The organism is Cellulomonas sp. Leaf334 (assembly GCF_001424195.1).
Taxonomy (GTDB): Bacteria; Actinomycetota; Actinomycetes; order Actinomycetales; family Cellulomonadaceae; genus Cellulomonas.
The window spans coordinates 670,865-692,370 of record NZ_LMOO01000005.1; the positions used below are offsets into that span (position 1 = coordinate 670,865).

Consider the following 21,506-nt stretch of genomic DNA (forward strand, 5'->3'; position numbering starts at 1 on the left):
GTCGCGACGAGCAATACTTAAGCACATGCTTAACAATGGCGAGCTGGACAGGGTCTTCAAGGCCCTGTCCGACGCCACCCGCCGCGCGATGGTCGAACGTCTCGTGCGCGGTCCGGTGTCGGTCAGCCAGCTCGCCGAACCCTTCGAGATGTCGTTGCCGGCCGTCCACCAGCACCTCGCGGTGCTCGAGGACGCGGGCATCGTCACCTCGCACAAGACCGGCCGGGTCCGCACGGTCCAGCTCGCCGCCGACGCCCTCACCGGCGCGGGGGAGTGGATGGGCCGGCAGCGGCTGCCGGCCGAGCGCCGGCTGGACCGGCTCGGCACCTACCTCGCCTCCACGAAAGGACCCTGATCATGCCCACCGAGACCACCGCCCCAGCCGTCCACGCGACCTTCGTCGTCGAGCGCACCTTCGACGCCGACCTCGACCGCGTCTGGGACGCGTTCGCCGTGCCCGAGCAGCACGCCCAGTGGTTCGGCTCCGACCCCGGGTTCACCGAGACCGAGGCGCACGAGGACTTCCGCGTCGGCGGCCAGGCCGTGCAGGACGGCCAGTGGCACGACGGCCCCACCAGCCGCTACGTCGCCGCCTACACCGACATCGTCGAGCGGCGTCGGATCGTGGCCACCTACGACATGTGGGTGGCCGGTGAGCACCTGTCGACGTCCCTGTCGACGACCGAGCTCGAGCCCGTCGACGGCGGCACGCGCGTCACCTACACCGAGCAGGCCGTCTTCCTGGACGGCTCGGACGACGGCAGCAAGCGCGAGTCGGGGTTCGCCGGGATCTTCGACACCCTGGCGGAGTACCTGGCCCGCTGACGCGCGGCGGGTTGCGTCGCGTCGGCCACGACGGCAAGGTGACGCGATGCGCGCCACGACATCGACCCTGCTCACCGCCGTGTGCGTGCTGGCCCTCGTCGGGTGCGCACCGACCGAGCCGACGGCACAGGAGCCGAGCCCGACGACCACCACCGACGCGGCGCCCACGCCCACACCCACGCCGACACAGGCGCCGATCTCCGACGTCCCGGTCGAGGTCATGCTGCCCGCGACCGCCTGGGAGAGCATCAGCCCGGACGACGTGCGGGAGGAGTCGACGGACGTCGTCGACTGGCGCGTCCCGGAGGCCTGCGACGGGGGGAGCCCGACCGGCGGTCTCGCGATGCGCACGGTCACGGCGGGCTCCGGGGAGCTCGAGACCCGGGTGGGCGTGCACCAGGTCGTCCTGCTCGCCGACGCCGACGCCGCGGTGGCCGAGGCCGACCGGCTGGGCGCCGCACTCACCGCGTGCACGCAGCACGTCTCCGACGACTCCACGACGTACGTCGTCGAGCCGCTGACCGTCGGGGCACAGGGAGTCGGCCTGGCCACCGACTACTACGGCGGGTCCGTCGAGGGGGCGCTGGACGACGCGATGGGCACCTACCTGGGGATCACGCGTCGGGGGAACGCGATCGCCCTCGTCGCGGTCGACGGGGGCGAGGGGACGGTCGGCACCGCGCGCGAGGCGGTCACGGCGAACGCGCAGGCGGCGTGGGAGCTCCTGTGCACGTACGACTCCGCGGGCTGCTGACGAGGTCAGCAGGTCGACGAGTCGTCCGCGGACGTGAGGACGTCGGCCGGTGGGGTCCAGGGCGCGTCCGTCGTCGGGGGCGGTGCCGACGGGTCCGTGACCGGCGGTGTCGTCGTCGTGGCCGCCCCACCGATCGGCTGGTCCGCGGCGACCCGCGCCCAGAGCTCGACCGCCTCGGAGGTCGCCTCGACGCGGTACTTCTGCGACGTCGACGGCACGGTCGGCATCGACACGAACACGATCTGGTCGGCGGTCAGGTTCCGCAGCGACAGACCGAACCCGGTCAGGTCGGTGAGGTTGCGGAACCCGTCGCTGGCGGTGATGGCACCCGTCGCCGCCTGCGCGAACTGGAACAGGGCGGTGGGGTCCGTCAGCACCTCGCGGCTGAGCACCGACCGCGTCATGGCGGCCATCAGGTCCTGCTGGCGTTCCATCCTGCCCGTGTCGGAGCCGTCGCCGATGTTGTGCCGGGCACGGGCGAACTGGACGGCCGTCGTGCCGTCGAAGACCTGCGGTCCGGCCTTCACGTGCAGGCCGGTGTACTTCGGGTCGTCGAGGTCCGTCGGCAGGCAGATGGGCACGCCACCGATCGCGTTGACCATGTCCCGCAGGCCCACGAAGTCCACGAGCACGAGCCCGTCCAGCCGGACGCCGGTGAGCTGCTCGACGGTCTTGTACGTGCAGGCGGCCGCCGACCCGATGTCGTGGCCGTGGTCCCAGCCGATCCGGAACGCTCCGTTGAACTGCACGTTCTCGCGCGCGGGCGTCGTGCTGCCGTCCGTCATCGTGCACGACGGCCGGTCGGCCAGCAGGTCCCGGGGGATGGACACCAGCTCGACGCGCGACCGGTCCGCGGCGACGTGCGCGACGATCGTGGTGTCGGACTGCATGCCCTCCTCGGCGCCGCCGATGGTGGCGTTCTCGCCGCTGCGGTCGTCCGACCCGATGATCAGCAGGTTCACGGGCGCCCCCGCCCGCGCGTCGCCCGGGGGCGGCTCGCTCGCCTGCGGCCGAGCGCTCTCGTCGCCCACGAGGCCCGCCAGGTCGACCCCCGAGACGTTCGACTGGAGCTCCCGGTACACGGCGGCCGCGGCCGCGGCCCCGAAGACGAGGACGCCCACGACGGTGAGGCCGACCGCGCGAAGGGCCCGGCGTGGACGGACGGCGCGCGCGTGCTGGCTCATCCTTCGGACGCTAGTGCGCAGGTCAGTGCCGGTACCGGCGGTCTGCGTGGAGGACCTGTGCGAGTGTGCGGGTAGCCTTCACAGGACATGGCACACCTTCTCGGCGCGGATCGCGTCACGCTCGCGCTGGGCACGCGCACCCTCCTCGACGAGGTTTCCCTCGGGCTCGACGACGGCCAGCGCATCGGCGTCGTCGGCCCCAACGGCGCCGGCAAGTCCACGCTGCTGCGCGTCCTGTCCGGCATGCAGGAGCCCGACGACGGCCGCGTGACCCGCGCGGGCGGCGTGCGGATCGCGGTGCTGGACCAGCGCGACGACCTGCTGGCCGGGAGCACCGTCCTCGACGTGGTGCACGGGTCCGCCGACGAGCACGAGTGGGCCACCGACTCCCGGATCCGGTCGGTGCACGCGGGCCTGCTCGGGGACGTGTCCCTGGACGCCGACGTCGCGACCCTGTCCGGTGGCCAGCGGCGCCGGGTCGCGCTCGCCGCGCTGCTCGTGCGCGACGACGAGGTGCTCGTCCTCGACGAGCCCACCAACCACCTCGACGTCGAGGGCGTGGCGTGGCTCGCGGCGCACCTGGTCGAGCGGTACCGGGGGTCCAAGGGCGCGCTCGTCGTCGTCACCCACGACCGCTGGTTCCTCGACGCGGTCTGCACCCGCACGTGGGAGGTGCACGACGGGACGGTCGACCAGTACGAGGGCGGGTACGCCGCCTACGTGCTGGCGCGCGCCGAGCGGGCGCGGACGGCGTCGACCACCGAGGAGAAGCGGCAGAACCTGCTGCGCAAGGAGCTCGCGTGGCTGCGCCGGGGGGCTCCTGCGCGCAAGAGCAAGCCCAAGTTCCGGATCGACGCCGCGAACGCCCTGATCGAGAACGAGCCACCGCCGCGCGACCAGCTGAGCCTGACCCGGATGGCCACCGCCCGGCTGGGCAAGGACGTGCTCGACATCGAGGACGCGTCCGTCGCGTACGGCGACCGGGTCCTGCTGCACGACGTCACGTGGCGGCTCGGCCCCGGTGACCGCGTCGGGCTGGTCGGCGTCAACGGGGCCGGCAAGACCTCGCTGCTGCGGCTCCTGTCCGGGCGGCAGCAGCCGACGACCGGCCGGGTCAAGCGCGGCAAGACCGTGCAGGTGGGGGAGCTGACCCAGGACGTCGAGGAGCTCGACGAGCTGGCCGGCCTGCGGGTCATCGAGGTGATCGAGAGCGAGAAGCGCTCGGTCGTCGTCGGCGGCAAGGAGCTCACGGCCGCGCAGCTGGTCGAGCGGCTCGGCTTCGACCGCGAGCGCTCGCGGACCCCCGTGCGGGACCTGTCCGGTGGCGAACGGCGTCGGTTGCAGCTGCTGCGGCTGCTCGTCGGCGAGCCGAACGTGCTCCTGCTCGACGAGCCGACCAACGACCTCGACACGGACACCCTGGCCGCCCTGGAGGACCTGCTCGACGGCTGGCCGGGGACCCTGATCGTCGTGTCGCACGACCGGTACCTGCTGGAGCGGGTCTGCGACACGCAGTTGGCCCTGCTGGGCGACGGCCTCCTGCGCCAGCTGCCCGGTGGCGTCGAGCAGTACCTGGACCTGCGCCGCACCGCGACGGCGACCGCGGCCTCCCCGCTGGACGCCCGCGCGCCGACCGAGGTCGCCCCGGCAGCGGTGTCCACCGCGGACCTGCGCACCGCGCGCAAGGAGATCGCCCGCATCGAGCGCCGCCTGTCCCGGATCGCCGACCAGGAGGCGACGCTGCACCAGCGGATGTCCGACCAGGCGACCGACCACCAGGCCGTGATCGCGCTCGACGCGGAGCTGCGGGCGCTGGCCGTCGAGAAGGACGAGCTCGAGGCCGCGTGGCTCGAGGCGGCGGAGATCGTCGGCTAGGACGTCTCTCGGCGCATGCTGCGCAGACCCAGCCCCGTCGCGACGCCCATGGTGAGCACGGCGGCCAGCACGACGAGCAGCGGCGCGGTCCACCCGCCACTCGACGCGTGCACCGCACCGAGCACGCTCGGGCCGAGCGCCGCGCAGCCGTAGCCGAGGCTCTGCACGGTCGCGGACATGCGGCGCGCGGCGGCCTGCGACCCGGCGCTGGACGCGATGACGGTGAAGATCACCGCGAAGTTCCCGCCCTGCGCGACGCCCGCGAACGTGCACCACACCGGCCACCACTGCGGCGCGAGCAGGAGACCGAGGGGGAGCGCCATCCACCCGACGGCGATCGCGGCGGCCACGGCGGCGACCGGTGCGCGCCGTCCCAGGGCGATCGGCACCGCGATGCCGCCGACCATCCCGAACAGCTGGAACAGCGCCGCCGCCCCGCCCGAGGCCGCCCGTTCGAGGCCGAGCGTGTCGTGCAGCACGGACGGCAGCCACGCGCTGACCGCGTAGTACCCGAACGCCTGACCGGCGAAGGCGACGGCGAGGAACCAGGTGACCGGCCGTCGCCACACGTCGGGCGCGGTCGACGCGGTGACCAGCGCGACGGGCTCGGCACGCGCGAACGGGTACGCCTTCTGCCACACCACGAGCGCGACCACGGCCAGCAGCCCCCACGACGCGAGCGCCCACCGCCACCCCACGACCTCCGCGAGCGGAGCGGTCAGGGTGGTCGTCAGGACGCTGCCCGCGTTGAGCGCCGCCGTGTACAGACCGGTCACCCGGGGCACGTGCCCGGGGAAGTCCCGCCCGATCACCACCGGGACGGCCACGTTGCCCGCCGTGATGGCGACGCCGATGAGGACCGTGCCGACGAGCGCGGTGCCGAAGCCGTCGGCGGACCGCAGGAGCGTGCCGACCAGGACGGTCACCAGCGACGCCGCGACCACCCGCCCGGTGCCGAGGCGCCCGAGCAGCACGGCCATGAGCGGGGTGGCCAGCGCGAAGCAGAGCACCGGGATGCCGGTGAGCAGGCCGACGGTCGCGGCGCTCAGCCCGAGGTCGGCCCGGACGTCGTCGACGACGGGCGCGAGGGCCGTGATCGGGGCGCGCAGGTTCAGCGCGTAGAGCAGGACCGCGGCGAGCAGCAGCCCGCGCGCAGCAGACGGTGCCAGGGACCGTGCTGCCGTCATGCCCTCACGACGCGTCGAACGGCGCGGTCACCTCGCGCAGCAGGTCGGCCAGCCGGTCGCGGTCCGCCTCGCTGAGGTCTCCCAGCAGGCCGCGCTCGACGTCGAGCAGGTCGGCGAACGCCGCGTCCACCCGGTCCAGCCCGGCGGGGGTGAGCTGCACCAGGACGCCGCGCCGGTCGTCGGGCGCGGGCTGCCGCTCGACCAGACCGTGCTCCACGAGCCGGTCGATGCGGTTCGTCATGGTGCCGCTGGTGACCAGCGTCTGGGTGAGCAGCGCCCCCGGTGACAACCGGTAGGGAGAGCCGGCGCGCCGCAGGGCCGACAGCACGTCGAACTCCCACGTCTCCAGGTCGTGCCGCGCGAACGCCGAACGTCGGGCCAGGTCGAGGTGCCGGGCCAGCCGGCTGACGCGCGACAGGACCGTCAGGGGGCGGACGTCCAGGTCGGGGCGCTCGCGCTCCCAGGCGAGGACGATCCGATCGACCTCGTCGCGGGCGCCCGGGGCGTCCGGAGGGGTGCGTGCCACCATGACGCGAGATTACTCGACGTCGAGAGAGATCCCCTTCACGTACGGGGTGAGCGTCGGCCGGCGCTCGAGTGCCGACAACCCGTTCCACGCCAGGTTCACCAGGTGCGCCGCGACGACGTTCTTGCTGGGGCTGCGCGCGTCGAGCCACCACTGACCGGTGAGCGCGACCATGCCGACCAGCATCTGCGCGTAGATCGGCGCCGTCTTCGGGTCCTGCCCCTGCTTCCTGAACTGGTCCGCGAGCATGTGCTCGACCTGCGACGCGACGTCCCCGATCAGGCTGGAGAACGTGCCGGTCGCCTGCGCGACGGGGGAGTCCCGCACCAGGATCCGGAACCCGTCCTCGGACGCCTCGATGTACCCGAGCAGGGCCAGCGCCGTCCGCTCGACCAGCGCCTTCGGGTGCCCGCCCACCTCCAGGGCCCCGCTCAGCGCCCCGGTCAGGGCCTGGATCTCGCGGTCGACCACGACGGCGTAGATGCCCTCCTTGCCGCCGAAGTGCTCGTACACGACCGGCTTGGACACCTCGGCGCGTGCGGCGATCTCCTCGATGCTGGTGCCGTCGAAGCCCTTCTCGGCGAACAGGCCGCGGGCCACGTCGACCAGCTGGGCGCGCCGCTGCGTCCCCGTCATGCGGGAGCGGGTCGCGCGCTTGCTGTCGTTGGCCACGCGCCCATCATGCCGTGAGTGGTCCGTCTGCCCTGGCAGACTTGGCGGCCACGGCGCCCTCGGGTGTCGGTCCGCCCTGGTGTAACGGCAGCACGCCGGCCTTTGGAGCCGTGCAGTCCAGGTTCGAATCCTGGGGGCGGAGCCACGGAGCCTCAGACGCGTTCCAGGACGGCCGCGAGCGCCTGCCCCCCGCCGATGCACAGGGTCTCGACCGCGAGCGTGCCGTCGAGCGCGGGCAGCTCGTGGGCGAGGGTCGCGAGGATCCGGATCCCGGTGGCGCCGATCGGGTGCCCGAGGGAGATCCCGCTGCCGCGCGGGTTGACGCGCGGGTCCTCGGGGTCGAGGCGCCAGTCGGCCAGGCACGCGAGCACCTGGACGGCGAAGGCCTCGTTGAGCTCGAGGACGTCGAGGTCGCCGAGCGTCGCACCGGCCCGGTCGAGCGCGCGCAGGGTCGCCGGGACCGGGGCGATGCCGAACCGGCGGGGGTCGACACCGGCGACCGCCCAGGAGCGCAGGCGCAGGGCGGGCGTCAGGCCGAGCCGACGGGCGTGCGGCGGGGTGGTGACGATGCAGGCGGCCGCGGCGTCGTTCTGGCCGCTGGAGTTCCCGGCGGTCACGGTCGCCTCCGGGTCGGCGCCGACCAGGACGGGTCGCAGTGCCGCGAGGGCGTCGAGCGACGCGTCAGCGCGGGGGTGCTCGTCGCGCTCGACGACGACGGGTCCGCGTCGGCCCGGCACGCTGACCGGGACCATCTCGGCGTCGAACGCTCCCGCGTCCTGGGCGGCGACCGCGCGCTGGTGCGAGCGGAGGGCGAGGGCGTCCTGGTCGTGCCGGCTGATGCCGTACTCGGCGCGCAGGGTCTCGGCGGTGCCGACGTTGCCGTCGGGCGTGGGGTAGTCGACCCCGCCGGCCGTCTCGCGGCCGCGGGTGAGCGCGTCGTGCAGCAGGAGCCCGACGGCGGGCAGCCCTCGCCGGCCCTCCTCGGTGTAGAGCGGGGCGTTGGACATGGACTCGACGCCGAGGGCGACGACCACGTCGGCGGCGCCCGTCTGCACCTCCATCGCTGCGTTGAGCACGGCCTGCAGCCCGGAGCCGCAGCGCCGGTCGAGCTGGTAGCCGGTGGTGGTCACGGGGAAGCCGGCATCCAGGGCGGCGACGCGGCCGAGGGCGGGGGACTCCATCGTCGGGTAGCCCTGTGCGCCGATGACGGAGTCCACGGCGGCGACGTCCAGCTGCGTCCGCTCGACGAGCGCGCGGAGCACCGCCACCGCGAGATCGCGGGCGGTCAACGGTGCGAGCGCGCCAGCAAGCCGCCCGACCGGGGTGCGCAGCGGCGAGCAGATCACGACCTCGCGCAGCGCAGCCATCAGCCGACCGCCGGCGCGACGTCGAACGGGGCCCCGGTGGCGGCCCGGACCTGGTCCACGGTGACGTCCGGCGCGAGCTCGACCAGCAGCAGGCCGTCGTCGGTGACGTCCAGGACGGCGAGGTCGGTGATGATGCGGTCGACGCACGCCCGCCCGGTCAGCGGCAGCGTGCACTGCTCGACGACCTTGGCGGACCCGTCCTTGGCGACGTGCTCCATCACCACCAGCACGTGCTCGGCACCGTTGACCAGGTCCATCGCCCCGCCCATGCCCTTGACCATCCTGCCGGGCACCGCCCAGCTGGCGATGTCCCCGCCGGCCGAGACCTGCAGGGCGCCGAGGACGGCGTGCGTGACGCGGCCGCCGCGGATCATCCCGAAGCTCGCGGCCGAGTCGAAGTAGGCGGCCCCGGGCAGGACGGTGACGGTCTCCTTGCCGGCGTTGATCAGCTTCGGGTCCTCCTCGCCCTCCCACGGGTACGGGCCCACGCCGAGGATCCCGTTCTCGGAGTGCAGGACGACCTCGATCCCGGGCGGCAGGTGGTTCGGGATGAGGGTGGGGAGGCCGATTCCGAGGTTCACGTAGGAGCCGTCCCGGAGCTCTCGCGCGGCGCGGGCGGCCAGCTCGTCGCGGGTCCGGGGCATCAGGAGACCTCCGGCCGGGTGCGGACCGTGGTCTTCTCGACGGGCAGGTCGGCCGCCTGCTCGGGGGTGAGCAGGACGACCCGGTCGACGTAGATGCCGGGCAGGTGGACGTCGTCCGGGTCCAGGTCGCCCGGCTCGACCAGCTCGTCGACCTCGGCGATGGTGAGCCGGCCCGCCATGCCGGCGAGCGGGTTGAAGTTGCGGGTGGATCTCTCGAACCGCAGGTTGCCGTGCCGGTCCCCGACTGCTGCCCGCACGAGCCCGTAGTCCGTGCGGATCGCCTGCTCCAGGACGTACTCGCGACGACGTCCGAACGCGTCGAACGGGCGCAGCTCCTTGGGCTCGCTGGCCAGCGCGACCGAGCCGTCCGCGGCGTACCGCAACGGCATGCCGCCCTCGGAGACCGCCGTGCCTGCCCCGGCGGGCGTGTAGAAGGCCGGGATCCCGACGCCGCCTGCGCGCAGCCGCTCCGCGAGGGTGCCCTGCGGGGTCAGCTCGACCTCGACCTCCCCGGCCAGGTACTGCCGGGCGAACTCCTTGTTCTCCCCGATGTAGCTGGCCACGACCCGACGGATCTGCCCGGCCGCGAGCAGCTCGCCCAGACCCCAGCCGTCGACGCCGCAGTTGTTCGAGACGACCTCCAGGTCGTCGACCCCGCGGGCGAGCAGCGCGCGGATCAGTGCGATCGGCACGCCGGACAGCCCGAACCCGCCGACGGCGAGCGACGCACCGGACGGGATGTCGGCGACGGCCTCGTCAGCCGTCGCGACGGTCTTGTCCACCGGGTCCTCCTTCGGTCTCGGCGACGACGTCGCGGGCGACGGCCATGGCCGCGTTCGCCGACGGCAGCCCGGCGTACAGGGCCGTGTGCAGGATGACCTCGGCGATCTCGTCGGCTCCCAGGCCGTTGCGCAGGGCGGCGCGCACATGCATCCGCAGCTCGGTGTCGTGCCCGCCGGTGACCAGGCTCGCGAGGGTCGCGATCGACCGGTCGCGACGGGTCAGGCCGGGGCGGGACCAGACCTCGCCCCACGCGTAGCGGGTGACGAAGTCCTGGAACGCGGCCGTCTGCGGGGTCGTCGCGGCGATCGCGGCGTCCACGTGGGCGTCGCCCAGGACGGCGCGCCGCACCCGCATCCCACGTTCGTGGGCGCCGCCGCCCCCACCGAGGTGGTCTTTGACGAGTGCCGCGACGGCGGCCGGCGCCTCGAGCATGGCCAGGTGCGAGGTCGCGGCGAGCGTCGCGTGCACCGCGTGCGGGAACCTCTCGGCGAGCCGCTGCATCGAGGCGGGGGTGGTCACCTGGTCGTGCTCCCCGCTGACCAGCAGCGTCGGCACCCCGACCCTGGCGACCGACCCGGTCCGGTCGAACCCGGCGAGCGCCTCGCTGCAGAGCGCGTACGACTCGTCGTCGACGTCCACGAGCGCGGCGAGCGTGTGCGCGCCGGCGCGGCTGTCACGTTCGAGGAAGCCGGGTGCGAACCACCGACCCGCGCTCGCCGCGACCAGGGAGGCCGTCCCGCCTGCGCGCACCGCGGCGGCGCGCCGTGCCCAGCCGTCCACCGTGCCCAGGCGGGCGCCGCTGCAGCACATGGCGAGGCTCAGCACCCGGTCCGGGTGCTCGGCGGCGAGCTCGAGCGCGACCGCCCCGCCGAGCGAGACGCCCGCGACGTGGAACGACCCGCCCCCGGTCTCCTCGACCACCTCGAGCACCGCGCCGGCGAGGTCGGCCACGGTGAAGGGGTCTCGCGTGGCCGGGCTCACGCCGTGCCCGGGCAGGTCGATCCGCAGGATGCGTAGTGCGGCCGTCGACGGCTCCGCGCGGAGCTGCGCGACGACCCCGTCCCACAGCTCGGTCGTGGTGCCGAGCGAGGGCAGCAGCACCAGCAGGTCCTGGTGGGCGGCCGGGGCGGTCGCCGGGGCGAACGAGCCACGCAGCCTCATCGGTGCGGCCCGTCGTCGAGCGTCCTGCGGAAGCGGGCGATCGATGCGTCCACCACCCGGCCGCAGGCGGCGAGCGTGACGTCGTCGGCGGCGCCCACCCCGGCGTCGCGCAGGTTCCGCGCGGCGGCCTCCCGGTCCAGGGACAGGCCCGCGACCGTGCGGGCCGCCGCGTCCGCGGAGCCGCCCGCGAGCCGGACGAGGTCGCGCAGCGCGGACCACTCCGCGTGCCACTCGCCCGCGGGCCGCTCGTCCACCGACACGGCCGCCCGGGAGACCGTCGACAGCAGCCCGGGGGCCTGCAGGGCCGCGGCGGTCATGACGACCGGACCGACCGGGTTGCGCTTGTGCGGCATCGACGACGACGCGCCGCCGCCCGCGAGCACGACCTCGTCGACACCCTCGCGCGAACCCGCGACGAGGTCGCGACCGATCCGGCCCAGGGCGGTCGTCACGGTCGCCGCCGTCGTCGCGACCGCGAGGACGGGAGTCCTCTCGGTGTGCCACGAGCGTCCGGGGTCGTCGAGGCCCAGGTCCTCGGCCAGCGCGGACCGGAGGGTGGTGATCGTGCCGGGTCGGCCTGCGGCACGGTCCGCCTGCTCGCCGGTGCCGACGGCGCCGCCGAGCTGCACCGGGAACGTCGTCCGGTCGACGACCGCCACCGCCGAGCTGATCCCGTCCAGCCACCCGGCGGCCTGCACCCCGAGCGTGGTCGGCGCGGCGTCGCGGCCGAGCGTGCGTCCGACGCGTCGTGCGTCGCGGTGGTCGTCGGCCAGGACCGCGAGCGCGGTGCCCGTCGCGACGAGGCGCACCCGGAGCCGGTCGACGGTGGTGCGCGCGACGAGCATGAGGGCGGTGTCCAGCACGTCCTGGCTGGTGGCGCCGGTGTGCAGCCGGGGAGCGGGGATCTCGCGCTGCTCGAGGTGGTCCTGCAGCAGCTCGAACAGCACCACGACGGCGACGCCGTCGCGTGCCACGCCGGCCACGAGCGCGTCCCGGTCGAGGTCGGCCAGGGTCGCGGCGACCGCGTCGAGCTCACGAGCGGCCGCGTCGTCGTCGGTGTCGTCCACCCGCGCCCAGGCCCGCAGCAGTGCGGCCTCCACCTGCACCATCGCGGCGAGCACCCGGTCGTCGTCCACCGGGTCGAGGGTGCCGGCGGTCGCGGGCTGGAGAAGGCCCCAGTCGCCCGGCGTCATCGCGGCGTCCCGTAGTCGAGGAACACGGTCTCGCCCGGGCCCTGGAGCCTGAGGTCCAGCCGGTAGGACCGCGGACCGTCCACCGCGGCGACCAGCGTGCCGCGCCGGTCCGCCTCGACGCGCCGCAGCAGCGGGTCGGTCGCGTTCGCGTCGGCCTCGTCGGCGAAGTACGCCCGGGTCAGCAGGTGGTGCAGCAGCCCGCGGGCGAAGACGGTGACCACGACGTAGGGCGCGGAGCCGGGCCGGGTGGGCCCGGGCTTGACCGTGCTGAACGTGTACGCGCCGTCGTCGGAGGTAGCAGCCCGCCCGAACCCGGTGAACCCGAGCGGGTCGCGGTGCAGCGAGCCACGTTCGGTCGACGGGAGCCCGCTCTCGTCGGCACCCCAGACCTCGAGCAGCGCGTCGGGCACGGGGGAGCCGGCGCCGTCGAGCACGGTCCCGTGCAGCCGGATCGCGTCGGGCTGCCACGGTGCCCTGACCTCCGGGCCGCCGACGTACGGCAGCGCGTGCCCGAAGAACGGTCCGACCGTCTGGCTGGGGGTCTGTTCAGGCATCGTCCGCGTCCTCCGGCTCGGTCCAGGTAGCCCGCGGTCCGGTCAGCACCACGTCCCAGCGGTACCCGAGGGCCCACTCGGGCTCGCTCACCCCATGGTCGTACTCGGCGACGAGCCGGGCGCGCGCGGCGGGGTCGGTGATCGACTGGAAGATCGGGTCGAGCCCGAACAGCGGGTCGCCGGGGAAGTACATCTGCGTGATCAGCCGCTGGGTGAACGCGGTGCCGAAGAACGAGAAGTGGATGTGTGCCGGGCGCCACGCGTTGCGGTGGTTGCGCCACGGGTACGCGCCGGGCTTGATCGTGGTCAGCCGGTACGAGCCGTCGTCGCCCGTGATGATGCGGCCGACCCCCGTGAAGTTCGGGTCGAGCGGGGCCGGGTGCTGGTCGCGCTTGTGCGCGTACCGCCCCGAGGCGTTGGCCTGCCAGACCTCGATCAGCTGGTTCCTCACCGGCCGCCCCTCGCCGTCGAGCACGTGACCGGTGACGACGATCCGCTCGCCCGACGGCGCACCGGCGTGCTGGACGGTCAGGTCCGACTCGTGGGCCGCGACGTCGCTGTGCCCGAACGCGGGGGAGACCAGCTCGATCTCCTCGGGGTCCGCACGCACCAGCTCGTGCGTCGGGTGGCGCAGGGCGGTGGAGCGGTAGGGCGCGAAGTCGCGACGCGGGTGCACGGCGCCGCTGCCCTGCTCGCGCCGGTGCCGGTCGGCGATCTCGGCGGAGACGACGTCCTGGGTCGGTTCGGTCATGGCGTTCTCCCCCGCTCACCGTCGCGCGAGGTGCTGGGCTGCGAGGCGGACCGGGGCGCCGGCCGCGCCGTACCCGTCGTAGCCGCCGTCACGTTGGACGAGCTCGAAGAACACCGCGCCGACCGTGCGCGTGTAGAAGTGCCGGAACTCGCCACCGGACTCGTCCCGGTCGTAGAGCACGCCGAGCTCGCGCATCTCGTCGAGGACCGCCGCGGGCAGGTCGAACCGCGCGGCGAGGTCGTCGTAGTAGTTCGCCGGGATCGGGAGCGGATGCAGCCCACGTGTGCGGGCGAGCCGTGCGGCTGCGACCACGTCCGGGCTGCGGAACGCGACGTGCTGCGGCAGCCCGCGGTCGAGCACGGGCGCCACGTTGAGCGCGAGCCGGACCGCGCCGTCGTCCGAGCGCATCACGCGGCTGCGGACCAGACCGGTCGGGGCGGCGACCTCCTGGGTCCCCTGGGAGCGCAGCGCCAGCACGCTGGTGTGGAACAGCACGGACTCCTCGAAGGTCTGCCACGGGTGCGCGAGGTTCACGTGGTCGATCGCGAGCCCGGGCGCACCGCCCGGCTGCTCGCCACCGTCGAACTCCGGCACCCACGCGGGCTCTCCGGGCGAGGGGTCGGCGAAGAAGATCTCCGTGCCCTCCGGTGCCCGGAACGCCACCAGGTCCTGCTCGCCGGCGCGGGTCCGGCGGAACACCGAGGGTGCCCCGAGCAGGCCCGCGCGGCGCACCGAGGCTGCCGGGTCGGGCACCTCCATGCCGATCGCGGCCAGCGTGGGCGCCCGGTCGCGGGCGAGGTGCTCGTTGCAGAGCACGCGTGCCGTGCCCTGGGTCCAGAGCCGCACGGGCTTGCTCCGGTGGTGGCCGCGGAACGAGAAGCCGAGCAGCCGCAGCAGCTCGTCCACCTCACCGGCGTCCTCCGCCTTGACCTCGACGAAGTCGAACGCGACCGGCTGGCCGACGTCCGGCAGCCGGCTCGGGCCGTCGGTGCGCCGGGACCGCACCGAGCGCCGGGCGACCTGGTCCTCCAGCCAGGTCAGCGACCGCTTGGCCTGCCGGGCGGTGCGCTCGACGTCGGTCTGCCGGAAGGTGTCGTTGAAGACCTCCAACGAGACCGGCCCGGTGTAGCCGGCGTCGAGCACGTGACCGAGGAACGCTGCCAGGTCGAACGAGCCCTCGCCCGGGAACAGCCGGTGGTGGCGGCTCCAGGACAGCACGTCCATGGTCAGCGCGGGAGCGTCCGCGAGCTGCAGGAAGAAGATCTTCTCCGCGGGGATCTGCTCGATCGCCGCCGGGTCGTGCCCTCGCGACAGGATGTGGAAGCTGTCCAGGCAGACCCCGACGGCGGGGTGGTCCGCGCGCTCCGCGATCCGCCAGGCACGCCGGTAGTCGTCGACGTACCGGCCCCAGGCGAGTGCCTCGTAGGCGATCCGCACCCCGTGGGCCTGTGCCTCGTCGCCGAGCCGGCGCAGCTGGTCGGCGGACACCGCGTCGTCGTCGACGGTCGCGGTGGCGACGTTGGAGCAGACGAGCACCGTGTCCACGCCGAGCCGCTGCATCAGCCGGAACTTGGCCCGGGCGCGATGCAGGACCGCCTCGAACTCGGTCTCGGTGACGCCCTCGGCATCGCGGAACGGCTGGTAGAGGTCGAGGGTGAGACCGAGCCGGCGCGCCAGCGCGCCGATCTCCTCCGGGCTGGCCGGGGACGCGAGCAGGTCCGGTTCGAACAGCTCCACGCCGTCGAACCCGGCGTCGGCGCACGCGTGCAGCTTCTCGGTCAGGGTGCCGCTGAGGCAGACGGTGGCGATCGAGGTGCGCAGCATCAGAGCTCCTCCTCACGGGCCGTGAGCAGCCGGGCGGGGTTGGTCACGAGCATCTGGTCGAGGTCCTCGTCGGTCGCCCCGCCGGCCCGGAGCATCGGCAGCACACGCCGGTGCAGGTGCTCCAGGTGCCAGTGCGGCGCGTGCACCCGTCGCCACGACGGCGGCGTGACCCGGCTGTAGAACGCGGCGTCCTGGGAGAGCACCATCCGGTCGGCGTAGCCGTGGCGCAGCAGGGCCAGCACGGTGCGCACGCGGCGGTCGTCGGGAAGCACGTGCTCCATGCCGAACCGGTCCATGCCGAGCGTGGCTCCGGTGTCCATGAGGGCACGCAGGTCGTCGACGTCCTCGCTGTCGCCGCTGTGCCCCAGGACCACCCGGGTCGGGTCCACGCCGTGCCGCGTGAGCAGGTCGAGCGCCTCGCGGCCGCGGTGCGTCGCGGGGTCGGTGTGCACGGTGACGGGGACGCCCGTGCGCCTGTGGGCCGCCGCGGCCGCGGTCAGCACCCGACGGACGTCGGGTGTCCCGCCGGCGACGACCTTGAGCATCGCGGCCCGCACCCCGGTGCCGGCGATGCCCTGCTGGAGGTCGCGCACGAAGAGGTCCTCGAGCGGGTCGGGTCCGTCCAGCAGGAGACCCGGACCACGGACCGCGAACGTGACCGGCAGCGCCGCCGGCGCGTACCAGCCCGTGCTGGCGAGCAGGTGCACCGGGACCTGGGCCGCGACCTGCGCCACCAGTGCGACGTCCCGGCCGAGGCCCGGCACGGTGAGGTCGACGACGCTGCGCACGCCCAGCGCGTGCACGCGGCACAGCCCGTCGACCGCGGCGGCGACCATCGCCGCCGGGTCCCACTCCGGGTCGGGGAGGTTCACGTCCAGCTCGTGGTCGCGGACGAACACGTGCTCGTGCAGCAACGTCGTCCCGAGGTCGGTCACCGGGACCGACCCGCGGAACGTGTGGACCTCCCCGACAGCCGTCATTCGGACGTGGCCCGGATGGCCTCGTAGACGGTGAGCTGCTCGGGCGTGAAGTTCTCCCGCAGGTAGGCGTCGGCCTGGGTGCGGAAGGCCTCGACGTCGACGTCGTCGACCATCTCCATGGCGCCGGTCTCCTGCCACTCCGCGAGCTTCGCCTGCTCGTCGTCGTCGACGCAGCCGGGCACCTGCTCCATGGCCGTGTCGACGGCCGACTGCAGCGCGTCCTGCTGCTCTGCGGACAGCTGGCCCCAGGAGTCGCCGCCGATGATCACGAGGTTGGAGTTGGCTTGGTGCGAGGACATGCTGATGAAGTCCTGCACCTCCTCGAGGTTGCTGGCGTCGATGTTCACGATCGGGTTCTCCTGGCCGTCGACGGTCCCCTGCTGGAGTGCCAGGAACAGCTCCTCGTAGGCCACCTCCGTGGCCTGCGCACCGAGCGCCTCCGCGTTCATGAGGAACTGGGGCGAGGCGGGGAACCGCATCCGCAGCCCGTCGAGGTCCTCGGGGCTGCGGATCGGCTTGTTCGCGGTGAACTGCCGCATGCCCGCCGACCAGGCGCCGAGGGTGTGCACCCCCGTCTCCTCCTCGAACCCGGTCAGGAGCTCGTCGGAGGCCTCGTCGGAGAAGAACTGGGCCAGGTGGTCGCTGTCGTCGAACGCGTAGGCCGCATCGAGCACGCTGATCGGGGTGTACACGGCACCGAGGGCGGAGGCGCCCTGGATGTCCATGTCGATGTCGCCGGAGACGACGGACGCGATGCGGTCGGCGTCCCCGCCCAGCTGGCTGCCGGGGAAGATCTCGACCGTCAGCCCGACGTCGGCAGCGGCGACCTCGTCGGCGATGACCTGTGCTCCGCAGCGGTGCTGCGGCTGGGTCTCGGCGTAGCTGTGCGCCAGCTGCAGGGTGACCTCCTCGGCGGTGGCAGCAGGTTCGCTGGCCTCCCCGCCGGGGTCGTCGTCGCCGCTGCAGGCCGTGAGCGTGGTGAACGTGATGACCGCCCCTGCGACGAGGGCGACCTTGGGGTTCCATCGCATGGGTATCTCGACCTCACTTCCTTGTGGGGGGCCCCGGAGCCGGGGCCTCGGGGGTGTGACGATCGCCGCCGGTCTCGGCGGCGACCAGCTCGTCGAAGTCGCCGAACATGGCGTCCCGGTGAGCCGGGTGCCCGGTGATGAGCTCGAACGTGTCGGCCGCCTGGTGCACGGCCATGCCGGCCCCGGAGAGCGTCCGGCAGCCGCGCGCGTGCGCGTCGCGCAGCAGAGCGGTGAAGAGGGGGCGGTAGACGATGTCCGCGACCCACAGGTCGGGGCGCAGCCCGGAGGTGTCCACCGGGGTGCCGGGGTGCCCGGTCATCCCCACCGGGCTGGCGTTCACCAGTCCCGCGACGTGCGCGAGAGCCAGGGGCACGCCGTGCGGGACCACCGGGTCCAGCTGCACCTCGTGCGGGGTCCGCCGGAGCGAGTCGACGAGGGTCCGGACGCGCTGCACGTCCGGGTCGGCGATCAGCAGCCGCCGCACCCCCAGGGCGGCCAGCGCGTGCGCGACGGCGGTGCCGGCACCGCCCGCTCCCAGCAGGAGCACCTCGCCGAGGTCGACGTCCGGCAGCCCGTCGCGGAACGCGGCGGTGAACCCGGTGACGTCGCTGTTGTGCCCGAACGTCCGCCCGTCCGACACCACGATCGTGTTCAGGGCCCCGATCGCGGCCACCTCCGGCGACACCTGGTCGACGAGCGGCACTATGGCCTGCTTGATCGGGTGGGTGACGTTCAGGCCGTCGAAGCCGAGCTCCACCGCGGACCCGAGCAGCTCACGCAGGTGGTCCGGGTCCAGCTGGCCGTCGTCCAGGTCCACCGCCTTGTAGACGTAGCGCAGCCCCTGGCGGACCGCCTCGCGCTCGTGCAGCTCCGGCGTGAGCGACGGGCCGACGCCCCGGCCCAGCAGGCCGGCGAGGATCGAGCGCCGCGCGTTCACAGCCCGAGCCTCTGGGGCAGGTACAGGATCGCGTCGGGCCACAGGATGATCGCGACGCACAGCAGCAGCAGCGGCACCATGAACGGCAGGGAGCCCCAGAAGACCTCCGACATCCGCACCTTCGCGATCGCCTGCAGGACGAAGATGACCGTGCCGACCGGCGGCGTGAGCAGCCCGATCATCTGCGACAGGATCATCAGGACACCCACCGCGATGGGGTCCACGCCGTACTGCGCGGCGATCGGCATGAGGATCGGCACGGTGAGGGTGAGCACGGCGATCGCGTCGAGCGCGGTGCCGAGGATGAGCGAGAGCGCGAGCACCAGCAGCAGGAAGACGGTCGGGTCGGAGGTGATCCCGAGCATCCACTCCGCGATCGCCTGGGGTACCCGCTCGCGGGCGAAGATGTACCCGAGCAGGTTGGCCGACGCGACGATCAGCAGGATCGCGCCCGAGGTCAGCACCGCCTCGACCAGGATCTTCGGCAGGTCCCGCCAGTGCAGGGTGCGGTACGCGAAGCCGAGAAGAGCGATGTACGCCGCGCCCACCGCCGCCGCCTCGGTCGGCGTGAACCAGCCGCTCAGGATGCCGCCGAGGATGAGCACGGGAGCGACCAGCACACCGAGCACCCGGCGACCGGCGTGGCCGACGTCGGCCCGGTCGAACCGGGTGGGACGGATGTTCGGGTCCCGCCGCACCCACAGGAACACGACGACGCACAGCCCGAGCGCCATCAGCAGCGCGGGCACGACGGACGCGGCGAACATCGCGCCGGTGGAGACCGCGGCCAGGCCCGCGAAGATCACCGCCGGGATGCTCGGCGGCATCACCGGGGCGATCAGCGCCGAGGCACCGGAGACGCCGAGCGCGAACCGCTTGGAGTAGCCCTCGCGCAGCATCGCCGGGATCTGGATCTTGCCCAGGGCGGCGGCGTCCGCGACGGCCGAGCCGCTGATCCAGGAGAAGCCCACGCTGACCCCGACGGCGACGTAGCCCAGGCTGCCGCGGACCCGGCCGAGCAGCGCGAGGGCGAACGCGTAGAGGCGGTCCGCGATCCCCGCGTGGCTGGCGAGGCACCCCAGCAGGATGAAGAGCGGCACCGCGAGCAGCGGGAAGCTGGCCGTCGACTGGGCGACGAGCCGCAGCGACAGGCCGAGCGACTGCCCGGTGGTGAGCAGGTACAGCAGCGACGGTCCGATGAACGCGAACGCGACGGGCACCCGTGCGAGCAGCAGCACGGTGATGAGGACGCACAGGACGAGCAGGCTCATGTGCTCGTCACCTCAGGAAGCACGTCGTCCTGCTCGTCCGCGTCGGGCACACCGAGCACCGCGAACCGCAGCGCCGCGACCGTCGCGCGCAGCGTGGTGCTGACGAACCCCACGATCGAGATCCCGTAGAGCCACGACATCGGCATCCCCATCGCCGGCGAGCGCATCCTGCTCTGGGTGTGCATGAGCTCCCAGGCCTCGGCGGTGAGCAGTGCCCCGATCGCCGCGACGGTGACGCACGCGAACACCCGCACGACGCGGCGGACGACCGGGTTGCGGACGACGTCGATGGTCTCGATCGCGATGTGCGAGTCGTTGCTGACCAGGACGCCGGCCGTCACGAACGTGAGCCAGACCAGGGAGAACCGCGCGAGCTCGCCGGTCCACGGCCATCCGTGCACCGGCAGGTAGCGCTGCCCGGCCTGCACGAGGACGAGCACGAAGATGATCAGCATCGCGAGCACACCGATCGCGAGCTCGACGACCGTCAGGGCCCGGACGGTCCGGGCGACCGGGCGTGGCGGGTCGGCGAAGAAGGTGTGCAGCCGACCGCCCTGATCCGATGTGATGTGAGTCACATCGCGGACGCTATTGAGCCGCGGACAACTGTGGCAAGGGGTTGTCAAAAGTTGCCGGAGTGGGTTGGCTTGCGGCGTGCGAGGACCGACGATCTACGACGTCGCCACTGCGGCGGGGGTGGCGACCTCCACCGTCTCCCGGGCGTTCTCGACCCCGTCGCGCGTCGGTGCCGCGACCCGTGAGCACGTGCTGGCCGTCGCCGAGCAGCTGGGGTACCGGCCGAACCCGCACGCCCGCGCCCTGCTGTCCGACCACCACTACACCGTCGCGATGGTCGTCTCCGACATCACCAACCCGCACTACTTCGAGCTGATCCGCGGCGCGGAGATGCGCGCCAAGGCCTCCGAGTACACCCTCGTGCTGGTCAACGCGGAGGAGTCCGCCCACATCGAGCTCGAGCAGATCCAGCGGCTGCTGCCGTCGGTCGACGGCTTCGTGCTCGCCGCCAGCAGGCTCCCGGACGAGAACCTCGCCCACCTGGCCGAGCAGCGACCCGTGGTGCTCGTCAGCCGGGAGCTGCCCGGTCTGCCCTGCGCGCTCCTGGACCACGTGGACGGCTGCCGCCAGATCGTGCAGCACCTGGACTCGCTCGGGCACCGGCACCTCGTCTACCTGGCCGGTCCGCGCAGCTCGTGGATGGCGACCACCCGGTGGTCGGCGCTGCGGACGGCCGCGGAGGACGCCGGCATGCGAGCCGACCGGGTCGGCCCGTTCACGCCCAAGGTGGCGCAGGGCGGCCTCGCGGCGGACGCGGCTCTGGGCACGGGCGCGACCGCCTTCGTCGCGCACAACGACCTGCTCGCGATCGGGGTCCTCCAGCGCCTGCAGCAGCGCTCGGTCGGCGTCCCGGCCGACGTCTCCGTCGTCGGCTTCGACGACATCTTCGCCGCCGACCTGTGCACGCCCCGGCTGACCACGCTCGGCGGTGCGCACGCCGACGTCGGGCGCGCCGCCGTGGAGATCCTGCTCAAGGCCGCGGTCCGGGGAACGGCCGGGGGGCCGCCGGTGCGGGTGGTGCTGCCGACCGAGCTGCGCCTGCGCGAGTCGACGGGTCCCGTCCGGTGAACCGACCTCTCGCCCCTGACGCGGTACGGTGCGAGACATGGCGACGACGCGCGACCTGCGTGCTGCATACGTCCTGCTGGGTCTGTGCGTCTTCGGGGTCGTGAGCCAGGTGGTGGACCTCGCCGCAGGCGCCACCGAGGTCGGCGTCCGGGTCACCGTGATCGTCGTCGCGGCCCTCGGGGCGGTGGCGACCGGCGTGTGGATCGCGCACCAGAAGCGGGTGCCGCCGCCGGTCCGGCGACAGCTGACCCCGGCCCCGGACGAGGTGCCGGACGATCCGGACACGGCGGAAGCGCCCTCCGCGCGCGGGTAGAGTTCACGGTGCGCACGAGATCCGCCGCCC

23 protein-coding genes and 1 tRNA gene are annotated in these 21,506 nt (G+C 73.6%); 7 read left to right on the forward strand and 17 right to left on the reverse strand.

Annotation, left to right across the window (positions count from 1 at the left end):
* The first annotated feature begins 25 nt into the window (after window positions 1-25).
* The 3 genes from ASF78_RS13495 to ASF78_RS13505 are packed head-to-tail and all read left to right on the forward strand — an operon-like array spanning window position 26 to window position 1,579.
* On the forward strand, window positions 26-355 hold the full coding sequence (locus ASF78_RS13495; RefSeq protein WP_056590105.1) for a helix-turn-helix transcriptional regulator: 330 nt from the start codon (window positions 26-28) through the stop codon (window positions 353-355).
* A 2-nt stretch (window positions 356-357) separates the two neighbouring features.
* Window positions 358-825 carry an SRPBCC domain-containing protein gene (locus ASF78_RS13500; RefSeq protein WP_056590108.1) on the forward strand — a complete coding sequence of 156 codons (468 nt, stop codon included), beginning with the start codon at window positions 358-360 and terminating at the stop codon, window positions 823-825.
* Between the two features lie 46 nt (window positions 826-871).
* Window positions 872-1,579 (forward strand): hypothetical protein, encoded by a 708-nt coding sequence (locus ASF78_RS13505; RefSeq protein WP_056590109.1) that lies wholly within the window; start codon window positions 872-874, stop codon window positions 1,577-1,579.
* 5 nt (window positions 1,580-1,584) lie between these two features.
* On the opposite strand, the gene ASF78_RS13510 is transcribed toward ASF78_RS13505, so the two are convergent.
* On the reverse strand, window positions 1,585-2,763 hold the full coding sequence (locus tag ASF78_RS13510; protein WP_056590112.1) for an LCP family protein: 1,179 nt from the start codon (window positions 2,761-2,763) through the stop codon (window positions 1,585-1,587).
* Between the two features lie 87 nt (window positions 2,764-2,850).
* Here ASF78_RS13510 and ASF78_RS13515 point away from each other — a divergent pair, with 87 nt between their 5' ends.
* A complete protein-coding gene (locus ASF78_RS13515; protein WP_056590115.1) occupies window positions 2,851-4,638 on the forward strand; it encodes an ABC-F family ATP-binding cassette domain-containing protein in 1,788 nt (595 codons plus the stop codon).
* Here the strand turns inward: ASF78_RS13515 and ASF78_RS13520 are convergent.
* Genes ASF78_RS13520 through ASF78_RS13530 form a run of 3 tightly spaced genes read right to left on the reverse strand, consistent with a single transcriptional unit; the run spans window position 4,635 to window position 6,987 of the window.
* Window positions 4,635-5,825: a CynX/NimT family MFS transporter gene (locus ASF78_RS13520; protein ID WP_056590118.1), complete on the reverse strand. Its 1,191-nt coding sequence runs from the start codon at window positions 5,823-5,825 to the stop codon at window positions 4,635-4,637. The two genes, ASF78_RS13515 and ASF78_RS13520, sit on opposite strands and share 4 nt — an antisense overlap.
* 4 nt (window positions 5,826-5,829) lie before the next feature.
* Entirely contained in the window at window positions 5,830-6,354 is a 525-nt protein-coding gene (locus ASF78_RS13525) for a MarR family winged helix-turn-helix transcriptional regulator (RefSeq protein ID WP_056590120.1), read from the reverse strand.
* Between the two features lie 9 nt (window positions 6,355-6,363).
* Window positions 6,364-6,987 (reverse strand): TetR/AcrR family transcriptional regulator, encoded by a 624-nt coding sequence (locus tag ASF78_RS13530; RefSeq protein ID WP_056590919.1) that lies wholly within the window; start codon window positions 6,985-6,987, stop codon window positions 6,364-6,366.
* A gap of 106 nt (window positions 6,988-7,093) precedes the next feature.
* Between ASF78_RS13530 and ASF78_RS13535 the strand changes: the two genes are divergently transcribed.
* A tRNA-Gln gene (locus ASF78_RS13535) sits at window positions 7,094-7,168 on the forward strand.
* Window positions 7,169-7,175: 7 nt separating this feature from the next.
* On the opposite strand, the gene ASF78_RS13540 is transcribed toward ASF78_RS13535, so the two are convergent.
* The 13 genes from ASF78_RS13540 to ASF78_RS13600 are packed head-to-tail and all read right to left on the reverse strand — an operon-like array spanning window position 7,176 to window position 20,097.
* Window positions 7,176-8,390, reverse strand: a complete 1,215-nt coding sequence (locus ASF78_RS13540) for an acetyl-CoA C-acetyltransferase (RefSeq protein ID WP_235518570.1) — start codon at window positions 8,388-8,390, stop codon at window positions 7,176-7,178.
* Window positions 8,390-9,034: a CoA transferase subunit B gene (locus ASF78_RS13545; RefSeq protein WP_056590123.1), complete on the reverse strand. Its 645-nt coding sequence runs from the start codon at window positions 9,032-9,034 to the stop codon at window positions 8,390-8,392. Before ASF78_RS13545 ends, ASF78_RS13540 begins: the two co-directional genes overlap by 1 nt.
* Window positions 9,034-9,816, reverse strand: coding sequence for a CoA transferase subunit A (locus ASF78_RS13550; protein WP_056590126.1), 783 nt, complete (start codon window positions 9,814-9,816; stop codon window positions 9,034-9,036). Before ASF78_RS13550 ends, ASF78_RS13545 begins: the two co-directional genes overlap by 1 nt.
* A complete protein-coding gene (locus tag ASF78_RS23415) occupies window positions 9,791-10,978 on the reverse strand; it encodes an alpha/beta fold hydrolase (RefSeq protein WP_056590129.1) in 1,188 nt (395 codons plus the stop codon). The genes ASF78_RS13550 and ASF78_RS23415 overlap by 26 nt, the downstream gene beginning before the upstream one ends.
* Window positions 10,975-12,171 carry a lyase family protein gene (locus ASF78_RS13560; RefSeq protein ID WP_056590132.1) on the reverse strand — a complete coding sequence of 399 codons (1,197 nt, stop codon included), beginning with the start codon at window positions 12,169-12,171 and terminating at the stop codon, window positions 10,975-10,977. The genes ASF78_RS23415 and ASF78_RS13560 overlap by 4 nt, the downstream gene beginning before the upstream one ends.
* Complete coding sequence (gene pcaG, locus ASF78_RS13565; RefSeq protein WP_056590135.1) at window positions 12,168-12,725, reverse strand: protocatechuate 3,4-dioxygenase subunit alpha; 558 nt, start codon at window positions 12,723-12,725, stop codon at window positions 12,168-12,170. The genes ASF78_RS13560 and pcaG overlap by 4 nt, the downstream gene beginning before the upstream one ends.
* Window positions 12,718-13,476 carry a protocatechuate 3,4-dioxygenase subunit beta gene (pcaH, locus tag ASF78_RS13570; protein WP_056590138.1) on the reverse strand — a complete coding sequence of 253 codons (759 nt, stop codon included), beginning with the start codon at window positions 13,474-13,476 and terminating at the stop codon, window positions 12,718-12,720. Before pcaH ends, pcaG begins: the two co-directional genes overlap by 8 nt.
* Window positions 13,477-13,491: 15 nt before the next feature.
* Window positions 13,492-15,297 (reverse strand): bifunctional sugar phosphate isomerase/epimerase/4-hydroxyphenylpyruvate dioxygenase family protein, encoded by a 1,806-nt coding sequence (locus ASF78_RS13575; RefSeq protein WP_056590925.1) that lies wholly within the window; start codon window positions 15,295-15,297, stop codon window positions 13,492-13,494.
* 2 nt (window positions 15,298-15,299) lie between these two features.
* Entirely contained in the window at window positions 15,300-16,280 is a 981-nt protein-coding gene (locus ASF78_RS13580) for a phosphotriesterase (RefSeq protein ID WP_056590141.1), read from the reverse strand.
* Entirely contained in the window at window positions 16,277-17,311 is a 1,035-nt protein-coding gene (locus ASF78_RS13585) for a DctP family TRAP transporter solute-binding subunit (protein ID WP_056590144.1), read from the reverse strand. Before ASF78_RS13585 ends, ASF78_RS13580 begins: the two co-directional genes overlap by 4 nt.
* Window positions 17,312-17,324: 13 nt before the next feature.
* Entirely contained in the window at window positions 17,325-18,248 is a 924-nt protein-coding gene (locus ASF78_RS13590; RefSeq protein WP_056590147.1) for a shikimate dehydrogenase, read from the reverse strand.
* The gene (locus tag ASF78_RS13595) at window positions 18,245-19,519 is read right to left on the reverse strand and encodes a TRAP transporter large permease (RefSeq protein WP_056590152.1); all 1,275 of its coding nucleotides are present in this window, start codon (window positions 19,517-19,519) and stop codon (window positions 18,245-18,247) included. Before ASF78_RS13595 ends, ASF78_RS13590 begins: the two co-directional genes overlap by 4 nt.
* Entirely contained in the window at window positions 19,516-20,097 is a 582-nt protein-coding gene (locus ASF78_RS13600) for a TRAP transporter small permease (protein WP_056590155.1), read from the reverse strand. Before ASF78_RS13600 ends, ASF78_RS13595 begins: the two co-directional genes overlap by 4 nt.
* 76 nt (window positions 20,098-20,173) lie before the next feature.
* On the opposite strand from ASF78_RS13600, the gene ASF78_RS13605 reads away from it, so the two are divergent.
* Entirely contained in the window at window positions 20,174-21,163 is a 990-nt protein-coding gene (locus ASF78_RS13605; RefSeq protein WP_056590158.1) for a LacI family DNA-binding transcriptional regulator, read from the forward strand.
* Between the two features lie 37 nt (window positions 21,164-21,200).
* On the forward strand, window positions 21,201-21,476 hold the full coding sequence (locus ASF78_RS13610; protein WP_056590161.1) for a hypothetical protein: 276 nt from the start codon (window positions 21,201-21,203) through the stop codon (window positions 21,474-21,476).
* Window positions 21,477-21,506 lie beyond the last annotated feature (30 nt).

Coding starts and splice junctions, on each gene's coding strand:
- ASF78_RS13495 (WP_056590105.1), top strand. CDS start 26: ATGCTTAACAATGGCGAGCTGGACAGGGTCTTCAAGGCCCTGTCCGAC.
- ASF78_RS13500 (WP_056590108.1), top strand. CDS start 358: ATGCCCACCGAGACCACCGCCCCAGCCGTCCACGCGACCTTCGTCGTC.
- ASF78_RS13505 (WP_056590109.1), top strand. CDS start 872: ATGCGCGCCACGACATCGACCCTGCTCACCGCCGTGTGCGTGCTGGCC.
- ASF78_RS13510 (WP_056590112.1), bottom strand. CDS start 2,763: ATGAGCCAGCACGCGCGCGCCGTCCGTCCACGCCGGGCCCTTCGCGCG.
- ASF78_RS13515 (WP_056590115.1), top strand. CDS start 2,851: ATGGCACACCTTCTCGGCGCGGATCGCGTCACGCTCGCGCTGGGCACG.
- ASF78_RS13520 (WP_056590118.1), bottom strand. CDS start 5,825: ATGACGGCAGCACGGTCCCTGGCACCGTCTGCTGCGCGCGGGCTGCTG.
- ASF78_RS13525 (WP_056590120.1), bottom strand. CDS start 6,354: ATGGTGGCACGCACCCCTCCGGACGCCCCGGGCGCCCGCGACGAGGTC.
- ASF78_RS13530 (WP_056590919.1), bottom strand. CDS start 6,987: ATGACGGGGACGCAGCGGCGCGCCCAGCTGGTCGACGTGGCCCGCGGC.
- ASF78_RS13540 (WP_235518570.1), bottom strand. CDS start 8,390: ATGGCTGCGCTGCGCGAGGTCGTGATCTGCTCGCCGCTGCGCACCCCG.
- ASF78_RS13545 (WP_056590123.1), bottom strand. CDS start 9,034: ATGCCCCGGACCCGCGACGAGCTGGCCGCCCGCGCCGCGCGAGAGCTC.
- ASF78_RS23415 (WP_056590129.1), bottom strand. CDS start 10,978: ATGAGGCTGCGTGGCTCGTTCGCCCCGGCGACCGCCCCGGCCGCCCAC.
- ASF78_RS13560 (WP_056590132.1), bottom strand. CDS start 12,171: ATGACGCCGGGCGACTGGGGCCTTCTCCAGCCCGCGACCGCCGGCACC.
- pcaG (WP_056590135.1), bottom strand. CDS start 12,725: ATGCCTGAACAGACCCCCAGCCAGACGGTCGGACCGTTCTTCGGGCAC.
- pcaH (WP_056590138.1), bottom strand. CDS start 13,476: ATGACCGAACCGACCCAGGACGTCGTCTCCGCCGAGATCGCCGACCGG.
- ASF78_RS13580 (WP_056590141.1), bottom strand. CDS start 16,280: ATGACGGCTGTCGGGGAGGTCCACACGTTCCGCGGGTCGGTCCCGGTG.
- ASF78_RS13585 (WP_056590144.1), bottom strand. CDS start 17,311: ATGCGATGGAACCCCAAGGTCGCCCTCGTCGCAGGGGCGGTCATCACG.
- ASF78_RS13595 (WP_056590152.1), bottom strand. CDS start 19,519: ATGAGCCTGCTCGTCCTGTGCGTCCTCATCACCGTGCTGCTGCTCGCA.
- ASF78_RS13610 (WP_056590161.1), top strand. CDS start 21,201: ATGGCGACGACGCGCGACCTGCGTGCTGCATACGTCCTGCTGGGTCTG.